We start from the raw sequence: 15,413 nt of genomic DNA on the forward strand, positions 1-15,413 counted from the left end.
CATTTTTTGCCCCCTACGAAAGTAAAATTGAATATTTCTTCTTTCGATTATCCCACAGGTCACACTGTTCAGGGCCGGATGCTCATCCGGCCCTGATGGATATTCATCCGCCCACGAAAAGCGGCGTCGAAGATTGGAAATAAGTCTGAACAGCGTCAGGCGTTTCACGCCATTCGCCACCAATATCGAGGTCGATGTACGACTGGCTGCTGTTCGGGAACGGCGCCGTCACGTTGTAAGTGCCGAAGCCGACGCGCGTATCGTTGTCATTGGGCGAATCGCCACTTGCAAAGGATGTGGTAGACAAATCCCAGCCCGCAGTGCCGTTCTGCTGATTATCGAGATACACCAGATCGTCGGCACCGAAGTCGGTCGCCCGCACCCAGAAGTCCCAGGTGCCGATGTCAGCGGAGGCGTCGCGGTCACTGACCACCAGCGCATAGCCCGCGGCAGAGAGGCTGCCGATGGACGTGGCCGAAGCAACCGCCGTGTTGCCGACGTTATCGATCCCCACCCACTTCTGGCTCGCAGCCAGCGTGCCGTCTGCATGCATGATCTGCGAGGCCGCTCCGCCCGAGACCAGCGCTGCCCCCGAACCGGTGGTGTTGGGCGTGACGGTCGCGAAGGTCGCACCGCTCGCCACCGCCGCGTTGCCAAGGCCAGAGGTCTGCCCGATGAACAGTCCCGCGCCGATCTCGACATGGTAATTGTTCGAGAAATCGAGGTCGTAGACCGGATCGATGATCAGCTTGTTGCCGGAGACGGAGAGCACATCGTTGACGTTCACCGTCACGCCGTTCCACTTGGCGGAAGCCGCCCCGCCGCTGACAGTGACGACCAGCGTCTGCGTGTTGTCGACGGATTCCCCGAGCGTGCCGGAATAGCCCGTCTTCGATCCGCTGTTGGCATCATTGACCAGCTTGATGGTGTACGTGCCGTCGACCGTCGTCAGTGCAATATTCTCGCTCGCGCTGAAGACCACGTCGGACCGCACATCCAGATTGGTGACGCCATTCACGTTGCTCGAGAAGACCGGGACCGAGGCCTGCGAGACGGTGAAGTCGTCCGAGACCGACAGGCTGCCATCGGACGCGGTCACCCGCACCGTGATCGGGCTGGCGAGCGCCGGCGCGGACGTCGAGGAGAATGTGTGGGTCGCCGCATTGAAGGTCAGCCAGGACGGCAAGGCCGACAGGGCGCCGCCGCTGCCCACCAGCTGAGCTGTGTAGGTCAGGGTCGTGCCGGCATCCACGTCCGAGAAGCTGTTGGACGGCACGGTGTAGCTGAACGTTTGCCCCTGCACGGTCGCCTGATCTGCGAGCGGATGCGCGACGACCGGCGCTTCATTGACGTTGGCCAGGTTCACCGTGACGGCCTGCGACGTCATGTTGCCTGCCAGGTCCGTCATGTTGACGTTGATGGTGTAGCTGTGGGCCTGCGTCTCGTAGTCGCGCGGCGCGGCAAAGCTCAGCGCACCTGACGAGCTCAGCGTGAACAGGCCAGCATCGCCGCCGGGGGCCAGGGCCCAGCTCACCGCTTCGCTGGCGGAGAGGGTCCCCACCGCAGTGGCGTTCTCATTCACGGTGAGCGTCGCGCTGGTCAGGGCAGGCGCCGTGCTGTCCACAACGAACGGCAGCGCCCCGTAGGTCACGAGCTGACCTGAGTCCGAAGAGACCGGCTCGCCGGACACCAGACCCGTCACGTCTGTGAAGTTCAGTGCCAGGATTCGCACTTCTGTGGTGTCCGTCACCGGCACTTGAGCCGTGAACACCAGCTTCGTCGGGTCGTTCAACGCGGCCGTGGCGGCTCCGTCCAAAGTGGCTGTCGCAAGATATGTGTTGGTCGCAACGAACCGAAGCACAACCTCTGGAACAGGGCTCGACGGATAGGTGACACCCTCGCTGAGCGTGACCGTGAACGTCACGGTGCTCGCTCCCATCGCAACCGCCTTGTTCGCGACGATTTCCGTCACGACTGGGGCGCTCGCGATCGACAGGGTAAAATCGTCAGTGGCGGTGAGGCTGCCATCGGACGCTGTCACGCGGATCGTGATCGGGTCGGTCAGCGCCTGGGCGGCCGTCGAGCTGAGGGTGCCCGTCTGCGCATTGAACGTCAGCCAGCTCGGCAGGGCCGAGATATTGCCCTGCGCATCCACAAGCTGCGCAGCGTAGGTCAGCGTATCGCCGTCGACGTCGTAAAAGGCGTCGCTGGGGATGATGTAGCTGAACGGCTGATTGGCCGTCGCGACCTGATCGGCGAGCGGATGATCCAGAACTGGCGCTTCGTTGACATTGCCGACGTTCACGGTGACCGCCTGAACGCTCTGATTGCCCCAGAAGTCCGTCGCTGTGACCTCGATCGACCAGCTGGCGCGATCCTCATGATCAAGGGTCTGAACCGTCTTGATCACGCCGGTCTGCGGATCGATGGTAAAGAAATCCGCGATGTCATAGGCGGCAAAGGGCGCGGGACCGCTGCCCCAGGCGATCGAATAGCTCGTCTTGCCCGAGGGATCGGAGGCCGTCGCGGTGTAGAGCAGCGTACCGGGGGCCGCCGTTTCGAGGACGGACACGCTGACCGTGCTGCCGCCGCTGAATGCCGGCCCGGTCGTGTCGTTGATCATGCCGAGTTGCTGCAATTGGGCCTGCGGCAGCGAGGCATTGGCCAAGGCCGGATTGACCTGGGTGACATCGTGAAAACCCTGGATCAGAATGTCGGCGAGCAGCTGGCCCTGAGCCTGTCCCAGATCGGCCAGCGTCGTGTTGGCACCCTTGGCGGTGGTGGTGATGGCATCGACGATCTGCTGGATCGCCTGATCCAGCGTCAGGCCTTCACTATGCGCCCAGCCCTGAAGCGCGGCGAGGTAGACGCCATAGACATTGGCGTTGGCAGCAGTGTTGGCGCCCGTGCTGTCGATCACCAGCTTCATCAGTTGCGCGGTCAACGGCGTGTCGACATTGTCGGTGAATAGGGTTCCGACGGTCGCATTGGCCTTCGCCGCGACATCCGCGGAGAGATTGGCAAGGTTGGTGGAGCCACTGGTGGCAAGCCCCGACGACATGAGACGCGTGGCGACTTCCGTAAACGGGCTGATGTTGATCACGACATCTTGGCCCGCCGTCACCGTGGCAACGGCGCGGAGCATCACATCGATATCGGCCTGAGTGCCAGTGGCTTCGTTGAGATAGCCCTGCGCATTTGTCGTCGGGTCCGTGGCGGCGACCAGCACGAGGCCAGTATAGCCCTTGAACGCCACGCGGAACGCGCCACTGGCATCCGTGACCGCAGAACCGAGCAGCGTACCATCCGCCTTATAGGCCTTGATCTCGATGCCGGCGATCACCGGGCCTGCAGCGACCGTGCCGGTGATGTAGTTGCTGCTGTCGATCGTAACCGGGCGAGAGCCGGTTGCGGAGATGTTGCCTGCGGCGTCGGTGGCTTTGGCGGTGATGGTGGTGGCGCCATCGGCGGGGAGGTCTGCGGCGGCGAACGTGGCGGTCCAGGTGCCGTTGGCGGCGGTGGTGACCGTCTTGGTGGTGGTGCCCCAGGTGACCGTGATGCTGGTGCCGGCCTCGGCGGTGCCCGAGACGCTGACCGGGGCCTGGGTTTCGGCCTGGTTGACCAGATCGTCACCGGCGACCGCGTTGATGACCGGTGCGGCGGCGGCGGTCTTGTCGACCGTGATGGCGTTGGCGATCTTGCCGGCCTCGCTGGTCTTGCCGCTGGTCACGTCCTTCTGGCGGACCTGCACGGCGCCGGCGGCGTAGCTGCCCTCGGCCAGCGTGAAGCTGGTGCCGGTGCCGGCCGTCCAGGTCGAGCCGCCATTGGTGGAGTATTCCCAGGCGTTGGTGCCGGTGATGGCAGAAACGTCGATCGTGCCGTCCTGGGTGATGTAGTCGGTCGCCGAAGCGCCGGTGTCGGTCTTCAGCGCGAGCTTGGGCGCAGCGATGCTCGCCTCATCGCTGCCGCCGCCGAAGATGGCGAACCCGGCGCCGATCGCACCGGCAGCGCCTAGCACATAAAAGGCGGGCGTGGAGAAGAAGCTGCCCGATCCGCCGCCAGCGCCGGCGCCGGCAGCACCCTGGGCATAGACGCGATCGGCCCACTGGCCTTCACCGACATGACCCTGTCCACCGGCGGCCGAGGCCTGCACGGCGCTTTCGGGCTGATCCGCGTCGGCCTGCGCAGCGTCGGCATCCTTCTGGTCGCCATTTTGGGCAGCGTCGTCCTCGTCGTCCTTCTTGTGCGTTCTGGCCTTCACCTTCTTGAGCGTGGCGCTGTGCGCGGCAAGGGTCGCGTGTGAGGCCGCGGGCGCCACAGGTGCATGACCGGCGGCGGCCTGAGCGGAGGGAGCCGGTGCGGCCTGGGCCGGTGCAGCTTGGGCCAGAGCCTGGGCCTGCTCGGCCGGAACGGCTGCGTTTGCGGGAGCCGGAAGCTCTGCCTGCATCTGGCCCGGAGTCGGGGCCTGCATCTGGGCCTGCGTCTCGCTCTTGTTGGTCATGTCATTCGCTCCCTGTATTCCAAGCTGTGTCTTCAAAGCTGTGTGCGGTTGAGGTCAGCGCTCGCCGAGCGCCTCATCGACGGTTTTGGTGATGGGTTTGGTGAGGTAGGTGAGCACCGAACGCTTGTTGGTGCGCACTTCCACGGTGGCGGTCATGCCGGGGCTGACCTGAATGGGCTTGCTGCCCGCGTTACCCGCGCCGTGGTCCTTCAGGCGGATGTGGACGCGGTAATAGAAGTGCTCGCTGCCCTGCGGCCCGGGCTCGCTCAGCGCATCCGGGCTGATGTAGACGACCTCGCCGGCAAGGCTGCCGTAGATGCTGGGATCATAGGCATCGAGCTTGACCTGCGCGGACTGGCCGACCTTGACCGAGCCGAGGTCGGCGGGGCTGAACTTGGCCTCGACAATCAGCTCGCTGGTCGTCGGCAGCATCTCGATGATCGCATCGCCCGGCCGCACCGAGGCGCCCAGCGTGGTCACGTTGATCTTGCGGATCTGCCCGTCATGCGGCGCGCGCAGCTCGGTAAAGCCGAACACCGCCGAGCGCTCGCGCAGCGCCTCTTCCTGCGTGGCGAGATCCTCCTCGGCCTTGGTCATCTCGGCCTGGGCGTCCTGGAAGTATTTGTTGCGGGCATTGACGATCTGCCCGTCGAGCTCGGCGACCGCGCGCTTGAGGCGGATCACCTCGGCCTGCCCGACATCGCCCGCCGCCAGCAGCGGCTGCGTGATGTCGAGCTCGGCCTGCACGAGCCGGCGGCTCTGAACGAGCGCGCCAATGCCCTCGTTGAGCGCCTGGCGGCGCCGGTTGAACAGATCGGTCTGGTTCCTGCGGAACGCCGGATAGGCCTCCAGCTCGGGCGGGAACACCAGCGCCTGCCCGTAAACCTCGGCCCGCAGCCGGGCGAGCGTCGCCTTGAGCGCGGCGACCTTGTTGCGGCTGTCGTCATAGGCGGCCGAGGCGCGGCTCTGGTCCATGAGGGCCAGAAGCTGGCCCTTGCGGACCATCTGCCCTTCCTCGACCTTCATCTCCGCCAGCACGCCGCTGTCCGCCGCCTGGATGACCTGCGTGCGGGCCAGCGCGATCACCTGCCCCCGCGCGCGGGCCAGCTGGTCGATCTGCGAGACGCTTGCCCAGATCAGCAGCGCTACAATGCCAAGGCCAGTGATCACGATGAACCAGCCCCCCGGCCCCAGCGGAAGCCGGGCCAGTTGCTGGCGCACGCTGTCCAGGCCCGCGCGCATCGCCCTTGGATCTTCCATCTTCATGCCACGCTTCCCTTGTGATGCTCAGCTTGTGCTGCCGGACCCTGCCGCAGCCGCTCGATCACCGCGTCGCGCGGGCCATCGAGCGCGATGCCCTGCGGGGTCAGCACGATCAGCCGGTCGATGAGCTCGAGCAGCCGCAGCTTGTGGGTGACCAGCACCAGCGTCTGCCCGGGCTGAACCGCGGCGCGCAGGGCCGAGAGGCAGCGCTCCTCGGTCCCATCGTCCATCGACGAGGTCGGCTCATCGAGCAGCCACAGCTGCGGGCGGGCCAGAAGCAGGCGCGTCAGGCCAATCAGCTGGCGCTGACCGCCCGACAGGCCCCCACCGCCTTCGGCAATGCGCAGATGCACGCCCTCGGGACGCCCGGCGAGGAAGCCGGCAAGACCGGTCGCCTGGATCGCCGCGACCAGTTCCTCGTCGCTCACATAAGGCAGGCCCATGGTCAGGTTGTCGCGCAGCGTGCCGCTGATCATCCGCGCCTGCTGGGGCAGATAGCCGATCAGCTCGGCCCGCCGCTCGCTGGCGATATGCTGCAGATCGAGCCCGTCGAGCAGCACATGTCCCCGCTCAGGCTTGACCAGCCCGGCGAGCAGCTTGAGCAACGTGCTCTTGCCCGATCCCACCGCCCCCAATATGCCCACCCGCTCGCCCGGCGCGATGGTCAGCGCCGGCAGCTTGAGCGGGGCAGGCTGCGAGGCCCAGGCGAACTCCAGATTGGCGACCTCGACCCGGCCCTGGATCGCATCGGGCACCAGCGGTGCATCGATGCCATCATTGTCCTGCTCCGAAGCGTAAAGCCGTTCGAGATTGTCGAGCGCGACCTTGGCATTGGCGCCCTGCACCAGCAGCCCCGGAATGGCGTTGACTGGCGTCAGCACCCGGCCCGAGACGATCGAGCAGGCGATGATCGCGCCCACGGTCAGGCTGGTGGTCGTCGCGGCGAGATAGGCGCCGGTCGCCACCATGCTGACATAGCTGATCTGCTGGACCAGGCCCGAGATATAGCCGGCCGTCTCGTTGAGATGGCGGATTTCGGTCATCTCGTCGGCGGTCCGCCGTGAGAGATCGTTCCAGCGGTTGCGCATTTGCCATTCGCCGCCGCTGGCCTTTAAAAACTCGGCGCCCTGGATGGTCTCGACCAGCAGGCCATAGCGCTGGTTGCCGACCAGATTTTCCCGCGCGCTGTGCGCCTCGATCGCCCGGCGCGAGCGCAGCCCCGCCGCCACCGCCACCACGAACGCCAGGGCCGGCACCGCTGCCACGAACGGCCCGCCGATGAGGAAGATAACCGCCAGGAAGAACAAGGCGAACGGCACGTCAGTGAACAGATAGAGCTTGCGCGCGACGATGAACGCCCGCACCCCCTCATAGCCGCGCACCTGCGCCGCGAACGTGCCCACGCTCGGCGGATATTGGTCGAGCCGCGTTGAGAGCATCCGCTGGAAGACGCTCATCGCCGCCTCCAGATCGATGCGATGCACCGCCTTGTCGACAATGGCCGAACGCGCCAGCTTGAGCGCGAACTCGATGCCGATGGCGATCGCCGTGCCGACCGTCAGCACGATCAGCGTCGAGACGCCGCCCTGCCCGATCACCCGGTCATAGACCTGCATCGAGTAAAGCGAGGTTGCCAGCACCAGAATGCTCGCCAGCGTCGAGGCCAGCGCCGCCATCACCACCCAGGATTTGTCGACGGCCATGATCGCCTTGAACACGCCCTCGGCGGTGCGCGCATGGGCGATCTCGCCACGCGGGGTGACGCCGGCGAACATCGTGCCTTCGGGCCATGCCGCCATCCGCTCGCGGCCCTGCGGCCCCTCGCACAGCCAGGTGCCGTCGTTGCTCAGGCTCAGCACCATGCGATAGCCGGCGCCGGGCACCAGCGCGATCATCGGCAGGTCCGCCTCATGCGGTTCGCGCCGCCAGCGCGAGAGCTTGAGCCGCAGCGTCTCGCACAGCGCCAGCGCCGCGCGCGCCGCAATGCGGCTCTCCTCGCCCGATGCGCCTGCCCCCGATGCGCCAGCACTGAACAGCGCGCGGATGCGGCGACCGTCGCGCCGCGTCAGACCGCCCTGGCACGCCAGCGCCGTCGCCAAGCGCCCGCCCAGCCAGAGCACGCCATCGGCAAAGGGGGTCGCGGGCGGCGGCCCCATGAAGAGGACGTCCTCGGACGCACTCTCAGGCGCCCCGGCGGGAGTCTCGGCCGGTGAGGGCCCTGCAATCAGTTCCATGGGAAGGCCCCTTCCTTGAGGCGCAAGCGGTAGCGGGCGATCAAAAGCTGGACCTGCGCATCGCTCAGGCTCCGCTCGATGTCGGTCTGCTCTCGGGTGACATTGAGAACGTCCAGCCAGCTGCGCTTGCCGGCCAGGAACATCCGGTTGTAGGATTCGAAGGTCTGCTGCTGCACGCCCCGGCTGACCTGCAACTCGCGCACCAGGCTGCGCGCCGCGCGCCAGCTCGCCAGATCGGCCGCGACCTCCGCCGTCAGATCGGCCCGATAGGCATCGCGGGCATTGCGCGCCGCGCTCTCCAGCGCCTGCGATGCCCGAATGCGCTCCACTGAGGCGAGCCCGGAGCCGAACGCGAACTTCACGCCGACCACGACCCGCGTGTCAGGCAGCGCCGAGGCATAATAGCGATCATCCGAGAAGCGCTGCTCGGCCCGCGCATAGATGGTCGGCATCATCGCCCTGGACGCCACCCGCGCCTCGGCCTTGGCGACGCCGATCTCCTGCTCGGCGCGCAGCAGCGCCGGGTTGGTCTCGATGCTGCGTGCCAGCAGGTCCTCGCTGCGCACATCCAGCGGCTCGTCGCCTGCCGCCACGTCGAACGCGATCCGCGCCGGATCGATCGGCCGCCCGGTCAGCTGGCTCAGCGCCTCGGCCGCGGATTGCTCGATTGCCTGATAGTTGGTCAGCGTGTTGCGCGAGAGGCTCAGCCGGGTGAGCACCAGATTATGATCGACCGGCGCGGACAGGCCCGTGGCCACCCGCCGGCGCATCATGCCTTCCAGCGCTTCCAGCCGGGCAATATCGGCCGCATAGACCTGCGCGCCCAGACGCGCTGCCACGAACCGGCCATAGCTGTCGATCACCCGCAGCGCGACCTGGTAGCGCGTCGCGTCGATCGCCGCTTCCGCCGAGGAGAGCCGCGCCTTGGCCGCATCGACGTTCGCACCGATCCGCCCGAAGGTCCACACCGGCTGCGTCAGCGTGCCGGTGACGACATAGCCCCGCCGCCCCCGCTCGCTCTCGAACGCCGGCTCGGGAAAATACGCCCAGCGCGCGCTCGCCACTTCATAAGCCGACGCCCGCGCGCCATCGGTCTGCGAGAGAACCTGCGGATTGGCCCGCGCCGCCTGCGCCATCAGATCATCCAGCGACAGAGACGACGGCTCGGAGACCTGGCCCGGCACTGCGGCCACGGCCGCCGGCGCGCGAACATCGCCCTGCTGCGCAAAGGCCGTAAGCGGAGCCGCAAGCACCGCCCCCAGCACCGCGCAGCCGATCAGCCCGCCCCCGCGCCCTGCGGGACCGCGCAAACCACGACACAGCGTCGCAGCGCGCCTCGTCCCAACCCCCTCAAACATCGAAATCACCCCGAATATCCTGATCTTGTGCCGACATCGCCAACCACCCCGCGCCAAAGCTACGAAGCGACCCGCACAACCAGTTGAAGAAGAAGCCACCACAGCAGCAGACTGACCGGAGCACCCAGGAGAATGCCCCGCGCCAGCGAAGACTGGACCACATCCGGCGCAGCCCAAGGATCACCGAAGGGCGTGCCTGTCCGGGCGCGAACATCCGCAAGGCCGCTCATCCGACGGCTCTCCGCGTTTCGGACCAGCCGGCTTGCGGCTGATCGAACAGCGTCAGCACATTGGTGCCGCCCATAGGACCGGACCAGGAGCGGACGACGGAGGGATAGCCCGTGTGATAGCCTTGCAGCCACACAGCGCCGGCGCGCAGGGCCAGATCGGCCTCCGCGCGCGTTTCCACGCCTTCCACCACGACATCGCGGACAAAGCTGCCCGCCAAGCCGATCAGATGATGCAGCGCGACGCGATCCGGCTCGGAACTGGCGGCCCGGCGCAGGAAGAAGGCGTCGATCTTGATGATATCGGGCTGCAGCGCCAGCAGGGAACGCAGCGAGGCATGGCCAACACCGAAATCGTCCAGCGCGACCCGCACGCCGAGCTTGCGCAGCCGCGCGGCAAAGCATGTCGCCTCGCCAATATCCGGATAATGCGCAGTCTCGGTGATCTCGATGACCAGACGGCGCGCGACGGACGGCATGTCGCGCAGGCGCGGCATCAGCTCATCCCACCACCCACCGGGACAAGCGCTGTGCGCAGAGATGTTGGCACCCAGGCACACGTCGGGATCGCGCTGCAGTTCCTCGATCACCGTCGAGACCACATAATGATCCAGCACGCCGACCATGCCCAAGCGCTCCAGAGCGCCGATGGCAGGGCCGGCCGTCTCCTGACGCCCGTCCTCGAGCATCCGCAGCAGACATTCATGATAGAGCACGGCATCGCCCTGCGCGCCGCTGCGCACCGGCTGCCAGACCGGCAGCAGCCGCCCGTTCGCCAGCGCCGAAAGCAGGGACGCAGCCTGCGCCATGTCACCCCGATAACGCTGCGCCCAGTCGGCCTGCGTATCGATCGCGTTGCCGTTGAAGCGCTGGGTCGTCAGGCGATGCGCCAGATCGTCCCGCGCTGCGCCAAGATCGGCATCGGAATGAACATCCGGCAGCAGGGACCAGGCTGCACTGACGGCGAGCCGCAGGTCCGCGTTAGCGTGAAGGAGCGGCCGACCAGCGACCGCGACCGCAAAGCGCCGGGCGAAATCCGCACATGCCGCGTTCGTGAAGGCTTGCCCGAAGGCCGTCGGCGACCAGACCACCGCCGTGATCAAATCATCGCAGACCGGCATCACGACCCCGTCGCCGCCGAGCACCTCACCGAGCAGACCGGCCAGCAGAGCGCGCGCGCCTTCACGCACAGCTTCGCCATAAGCCTGGGCAAGGTGGGACAGGTTATCGATCCTGAACCCCACCATCACGAGTTCGGGTGCCGGCCCCACCGAAAGGTTAACCGGCACCCCGAAATCGTCTGCCATCCGTTGCGCCATATCCAGCATCCCAAACCCCTCTGAGTCCGTGACAGAATACTGAATACTGTTTCAAACGACTGTTTTTGCATCCTTTTGCAGTGCGGAAACACCTGGATGGCGGTCCCGGCGGCGGTTCTCCACGAGGGAGATGCGGGATGCTGAACATGGTTTACGGCAATGAAGGGCAGCGCAAATATCTGACCCAGGAAGAGCGGGCCGCCGTGCTCGCCTACGCCGCACGCGAAGCGCCCGAGACCTATACCTTCTGCATGGTGCTCGCCGTGACCGGATGCCGGATTTCGGAGGCCCTGGCGCTTACGCTCAGGAGCATCGATCTGCGCTCGCAATGCATCATCATCGAAAGCCTCAAGAAACGGAAAAGGGGGATTTATCGCGCCGTTCCGGCTCCGCTGGAGCTGGTGAAGCTGATCCACAAGGTCCATGGCCGAGGCAATGGCGCGGACGACAGCCTGCTATGGACATGGTCGAGAATGACAGCGTGGCGAAAGGTCAACGCAATCATGCAGGCGGTCGGCATCAAGGGAATGCAGGCGACGGCCAAGGGTTTTCGACACGGATTTGGCGTATCGGCCATCCACTCGGGCGTGCCATTGAACATGGTGCAGAAGTGGATGGGGCACACCGACATCAGCACCACCGCCATCTACACCGGCGCCGTTGGGCGGGAGGAGCTGGAGATTGCGAGCCGCATGTGGGGAAGCAGACCACGTCAGCGGAGTCGGCGCCAGATCGGCCTGAAGGGAGTGACGGGCACGCTCGGAAGCGCCTGGCAGTCGTAAACGGGCAGAAGGTTAAGGGCGTTTGCGCTCTTGGCCTTCTCCTTGCCGGTCAAGGCAGGAGTGAGAAATATTCTATATTTTTCAAAGTGTAAGGCGGCGTGGGCCGGCTATTGGCTCGGGCTAAATCGACGTTAAAAGCAGATCGGTAATTAAATAATTTAATGGATTTCGTTGAAGCTGTTGCCAGAAGATACAGTATTCAGTATTTTGTAACGTGTAATTTTATTCATTTTCAATGCCTTACCCGTTTTATGTTGTGATCATCCGACTTTAAACCGGCATGGTGCGACCCAGCAATGCTGCGCTGCAATAAACCCTTAACGACCGACAGATTTGGGGCCTGACATGGCTCAAATGAACCCTGCCCCTCCCGCATGTCGAGCGCCGTATGTCAGAAGCAGGTCGGATGCTCGAGACTCCTAACAAATCAGGAAATTCCAGTAAAATTAAATAGAATTAATTATAGGTTAAATATTGCATAATAACCATTATTGTTGACTATTTTAAACGTTTCCTTCTTCAATCATCAATCTCCTTCCTTTCCAAGATTCCCCTACGTCCGTGGCTATTTTTTCGGGTGCCCTGCTTATGGGGGCGGGCAATTCACGCCAAGCTCTTCACGATCGTCATCCCCGGACAAAGCCGCGTCCGCCTGCGCAACTGGAACCGAGTACCCTTGCCGCTGTCACGAAGATGACGATGCTGGGGAGGCGAATCCCTTGAACCGCTGTCGCCGGACTGATCTTTCCCTAAGCTCGATCCCCCCCCGAATGGCCCGACAGGCGTCGGGATCCCGTCTCTACTTGCCCTTTGGGGCCAACCCCGCTTCAACGCTCCGCAGAGACGGACAAAAAGAAATTGATCCCGCTTCCGCATCTGCTATCGGTTTCGTTGATTACTCAACGAGGAGCGGATGACTGACACCGAAGTTCTAATTATCGGCGCTGGGCCCGTGGGGCTGCTGCTCGCGCTGGACCTGGCGTCGCGGGGGATCCAGGTCGTCGTGGCCGAGACGCGCCCCGCCGGTCAACCACCCAGCGTGAAGTGCAACCATGTGTCCTCGCGCACGATGGAAACGCTGCGCCGCCTCGGCCTGTCGCGGGAGGTGCGCGCGGTCGGCCTGCCGCACGATTACCCCAATGACATCGTGTTCCGCACCCGGATGACCGGCACCGAACTCGCGCGCATCCCCATCCCGTCGCGGCGCAACCGCTATCAGGACAGGAGCGGGCCGGATGGCTGGTGGCCCACCCCCGAACCGCCGCATCGGGTCAATCAGATCTTCTTCGAACCGATCTTCTTTGCCCATGCCGCGCAGCACCCGAACATCACGCTGCTCAACGAGACCCGGTTCGACAGCGTCGAGGACGAGGGGGAAGACGTACGCGCACAGCTGACCGACCTCCCGAGCGGTGCGTCCCGAGAAATCCGCTGCCGCTACATGGTCGGCTGCGACGGGGGCAGTTCCGCGGTGCGCAAGCAGATCGGCGGAAAGCTTGAGGGCGATGCCGTTGTCCAGCGCGTCCAATCCACCCTGATCGACGCGCCCGATCTTCTCGACGCGCTCGGCAGTGGTCCGGCGTGGATGAACTATAATTACAATCCCGATCGCGCCGGGACCGTGCTCGCCATTGATGGGGAGCGGCGGTGGCTCGTCCACAATTATCTGCGGCCCGATGAGGAGACGTTCGAGGAGGTCGACCGGGACCGGTGCATTCGGTACATCCTGGGCGTCGGGCCGGACTTCCCTTTCACGCAACTCTCCAACGAGGACTGGATCGGCCGGCGACTGGTCGCCAACCGCTTCTGCCAAGGCCGCGTCTTCATCGCCGGCGATGCCGCGCATTTGTGGGTGCCTTATGCCGGCTATGGCATGAACGCCGGCATTGCCGATGCCATGGACCTCTCCTGGATGCTCGCCGCCACCTTGCAGGGCTGGGCGCCCGAGAACATTCTCGACGCCTATGTCGCAGAACGCAAACCCATCACCGAACAGGTTTCCCGCTTTGCGATGGGTCATGCCAGCGGCGCCATCAAGGAGCGTAATACCTTGCCGCCGGAGATCGAGGACGGCACGCCCGAAGGCGAGGCGGCGCGGCGGGCCGTGGGCGCCGCTGCCTATGCGCTCAATGTGCAGCAATATGCCTGCGCCGGGCTGAACTACGGCTATTTCTATGATGCTTCGCCGATCATCGCCTATGATGGCGAAGCCGCGCCCGCCTACACCATGCACGATTATACGCCGTCGACCGCGCCAGGGTGCCGCGTGCCGCATTTCTTCCTCGCGGACGGGCGCTCGCTCTACGACCTTTGCGGGCCGGGCTACACGCTGATCTGCATTGAGGACGAGGGTGAGGCCGCGCCGGACGTCGAGCCGCTGGTTGCAGCGGCGCGGGCTTGCGGGATGCCGCTCACGGTCCTCGCCGTAGATCGCGCGCTCGATAATGTGCCGGAGGTTTACCGGCACCGCCTGCTGCTGGCCCGGCCGGACGGCCATGTCGCATGGCGCGGCGATGCCATCGACGATGCAGCCTCGCTCGTGGATCTGCTGCGCGGCGCACGAGTGGCAGCGTGAAGCGCGACCTTAAGGGGTCGCACTGTCGCCCGCCTGCTCTATAAGTTGATCTATCAACACAAGCCGCAAGGACATCCATGACTGACGATCCCCTCGCCCTTCGCTACGATCATGTTTTCGACATCCGCATCAATTTCGACAAGCGCTGGGCGACTGGCGCCATCCATGCGGGCGGCCCCAATCACGGCTACACGTCCGTAGGGGAAGGCAGCACCGTCGAGGGGCCGCGGCTCAATGGCAAGCTGGTCGATTATAGCGGCGCAGACTGGCCGGTGGTCCGCACCGACAAGGTGGTGGAGCTCAATGCCCATTATATGATCGAGGCGGATGACGGCGCGCTGATCTATATTCGCAACCTTGGCTATGTGCACGGTCCGCTGGATTTGCCGGATGGCACCAAGACATCGTCCTACTTCCGCTGCACGCCCTATTTCCGCGCGCCGGACGGGCCGCATGGCTGGCTCAACCGCACCGTGATCGTCGGCGTTGGGCAGCGTCGCCCGAAACTGACGCCCGACGACGCGCCGGACCATTCGCTGTTCCGCTATTACGCGATCATTTAACCGCGTCGGTCGACACCGGTTGCGAAAGCACGACCAGCTGCTCGCCGATCTTGGCGAGCAGCTGGTTGAGCGTCTCACACTCCTTGTCGGAGAGTTTCGCGGTCAGCAGTTCGTGGAAGGCTTTCCGTTCGGCCAGCGCCGCGCGGTATCGCTCCAGCCCCACGGGAGTCATCTTGAGAATGGGCGCCCGCCGGTCATGGGGGTTCTCCATGCGCAGCGTATAGCCCTTCTCTTCAAGGGTGCTGACGGCGCGGCTGACTTCGGCCCGGTCGACCCAGGCCATCTCGGCCACCTGCCGCACCGTTCCGCCCTGGTGCATCGTGGCGAGCCGCGCCATCACCCGCCATTCCGCATAGGTGATGTCCTCAATCTCCGCGAGATTGCGAATGGTCAGCCGATCCATGATCTTGGCGATCAGCGTCATCCGGAACGTCGGATAGTTCAGCTCATCAAGGTTCCAGCCGGGGAGCTGGACCTCGTCCGCCGAGCCTGCTTTACGACCGCTCACCTTCGACTGCACTTTCTCATCGCTCATCATTACAACCGCTGCCCCCTTGCCCGGCCCACGCCCCAGCGGTCAAGCTGCGGGCG

General features: G+C 65.0%; 9 protein-coding genes and 2 pseudogenes. 3 read left to right on the top strand and 8 right to left on the bottom strand.

All coding sequences use genetic code 11. The annotated features are described in order from the left end of the window. Window positions 1-103: 103 nt before the first annotated feature. From M2341_RS15250 to M2341_RS15275, 7 genes and pseudogenes are all read right to left on the bottom strand, one after another. Window positions 104-4,501 carry a putative Ig domain-containing protein gene (locus M2341_RS15250; protein WP_264585815.1) on the bottom strand — a complete coding sequence of 1,466 codons (4,398 nt, stop codon included), beginning with the start codon at window positions 4,499-4,501 and terminating at the stop codon, window positions 104-106. Window positions 4,502-4,555: 54 nt separating this feature from the next. Beyond that, complete coding sequence (locus M2341_RS15255) at window positions 4,556-5,767, bottom strand: HlyD family efflux transporter periplasmic adaptor subunit (protein ID WP_264585816.1); 1,212 nt, start codon at window positions 5,765-5,767, stop codon at window positions 4,556-4,558. Next, window positions 5,764-6,429, bottom strand: a pseudogene (locus M2341_RS16505) (ATP-binding cassette domain-containing protein); the annotation flags it as partial. The gene M2341_RS15255 and the pseudogene M2341_RS16505, both read right to left, overlap by 4 nt. A gap of 237 nt (window positions 6,430-6,666) precedes the next feature. After that, window positions 6,667-7,998 (bottom strand): annotated as a pseudogene (locus M2341_RS16510) (ABC transporter transmembrane domain-containing protein); the annotation flags it as partial. Beyond that, entirely contained in the window at window positions 7,989-9,356 is a 1,368-nt protein-coding gene (locus M2341_RS15265; protein ID WP_264585818.1) for a TolC family protein, read from the bottom strand. The gene M2341_RS15265 and the pseudogene M2341_RS16510, both read right to left, overlap by 10 nt. 59 nt (window positions 9,357-9,415) lie before the next feature. Continuing rightward, window positions 9,416-9,586: a hypothetical protein gene (locus tag M2341_RS15270; RefSeq protein ID WP_264585819.1), complete on the bottom strand. Its 171-nt coding sequence runs from the start codon at window positions 9,584-9,586 to the stop codon at window positions 9,416-9,418. Next, the gene (locus tag M2341_RS15275) at window positions 9,583-10,890 is read right to left on the bottom strand and encodes an EAL domain-containing protein (protein ID WP_264585820.1); all 1,308 of its coding nucleotides are present in this window, start codon (window positions 10,888-10,890) and stop codon (window positions 9,583-9,585) included. The genes M2341_RS15270 and M2341_RS15275 overlap by 4 nt, the downstream gene beginning before the upstream one ends. A gap of 149 nt (window positions 10,891-11,039) precedes the next feature. Here M2341_RS15275 and M2341_RS15280 point away from each other — a divergent pair, with 149 nt between their 5' ends. From M2341_RS15280 to M2341_RS15290, 3 genes are all read left to right on the top strand, one after another. Beyond that, a complete protein-coding gene (locus tag M2341_RS15280; RefSeq protein WP_264573738.1) occupies window positions 11,040-11,684 on the top strand; it encodes a tyrosine-type recombinase/integrase in 645 nt (214 codons plus the stop codon). A gap of 913 nt (window positions 11,685-12,597) precedes the next feature. Further along, entirely contained in the window at window positions 12,598-14,259 is a 1,662-nt protein-coding gene (locus M2341_RS15285) for an FAD-dependent oxidoreductase (protein WP_264585821.1), read from the top strand. Between the two features lie 77 nt (window positions 14,260-14,336). Further along, window positions 14,337-14,822: a DUF3237 domain-containing protein gene (locus M2341_RS15290; protein ID WP_181558549.1), complete on the top strand. Its 486-nt coding sequence runs from the start codon at window positions 14,337-14,339 to the stop codon at window positions 14,820-14,822. On the opposite strand, the gene M2341_RS15295 is transcribed toward M2341_RS15290, so the two are convergent. Next, window positions 14,815-15,360: a MarR family winged helix-turn-helix transcriptional regulator gene (locus tag M2341_RS15295; RefSeq protein WP_264585822.1), complete on the bottom strand. Its 546-nt coding sequence runs from the start codon at window positions 15,358-15,360 to the stop codon at window positions 14,815-14,817. The two genes, M2341_RS15290 and M2341_RS15295, sit on opposite strands and share 8 nt — an antisense overlap. Between the last annotated feature and the right edge of the window lie 53 nt (window positions 15,361-15,413).

It is taken from the genome of Sphingobium sp. B7D2B, assembly GCF_025961895.1.
Classification (GTDB): Bacteria; Pseudomonadota; Alphaproteobacteria; order Sphingomonadales; family Sphingomonadaceae; genus Sphingobium.

What these genes read in the sequence shown, in the direction of transcription:
- M2341_RS15250 (WP_264585815.1), bottom strand. Translation starts at nt 4,501, where the DNA reads ATGACCAACAAGAGCGAGACGCAGGCCCAGATGCAGGCCCCGACTCCG.
- M2341_RS15255 (WP_264585816.1), bottom strand. Translation starts at nt 5,767, where the DNA reads ATGAAGATGGAAGATCCAAGGGCGATGCGCGCGGGCCTGGACAGCGTG.
- M2341_RS15265 (WP_264585818.1), bottom strand. Translation starts at nt 9,356, where the DNA reads ATGTTTGAGGGGGTTGGGACGAGGCGCGCTGCGACGCTGTGTCGTGGT.
- M2341_RS15270 (WP_264585819.1), bottom strand. Translation starts at nt 9,586, where the DNA reads ATGAGCGGCCTTGCGGATGTTCGCGCCCGGACAGGCACGCCCTTCGGT.
- M2341_RS15275 (WP_264585820.1), bottom strand. Translation starts at nt 10,890, where the DNA reads ATGGCAGACGATTTCGGGGTGCCGGTTAACCTTTCGGTGGGGCCGGCA.
- M2341_RS15280 (WP_264573738.1), top strand. Translation starts at nt 11,040, where the DNA reads ATGCTGAACATGGTTTACGGCAATGAAGGGCAGCGCAAATATCTGACC.
- M2341_RS15285 (WP_264585821.1), top strand. Translation starts at nt 12,598, where the DNA reads ATGACTGACACCGAAGTTCTAATTATCGGCGCTGGGCCCGTGGGGCTG.
- M2341_RS15290 (WP_181558549.1), top strand. Translation starts at nt 14,337, where the DNA reads ATGACTGACGATCCCCTCGCCCTTCGCTACGATCATGTTTTCGACATC.
- M2341_RS15295 (WP_264585822.1), bottom strand. Translation starts at nt 15,360, where the DNA reads ATGATGAGCGATGAGAAAGTGCAGTCGAAGGTGAGCGGTCGTAAAGCA.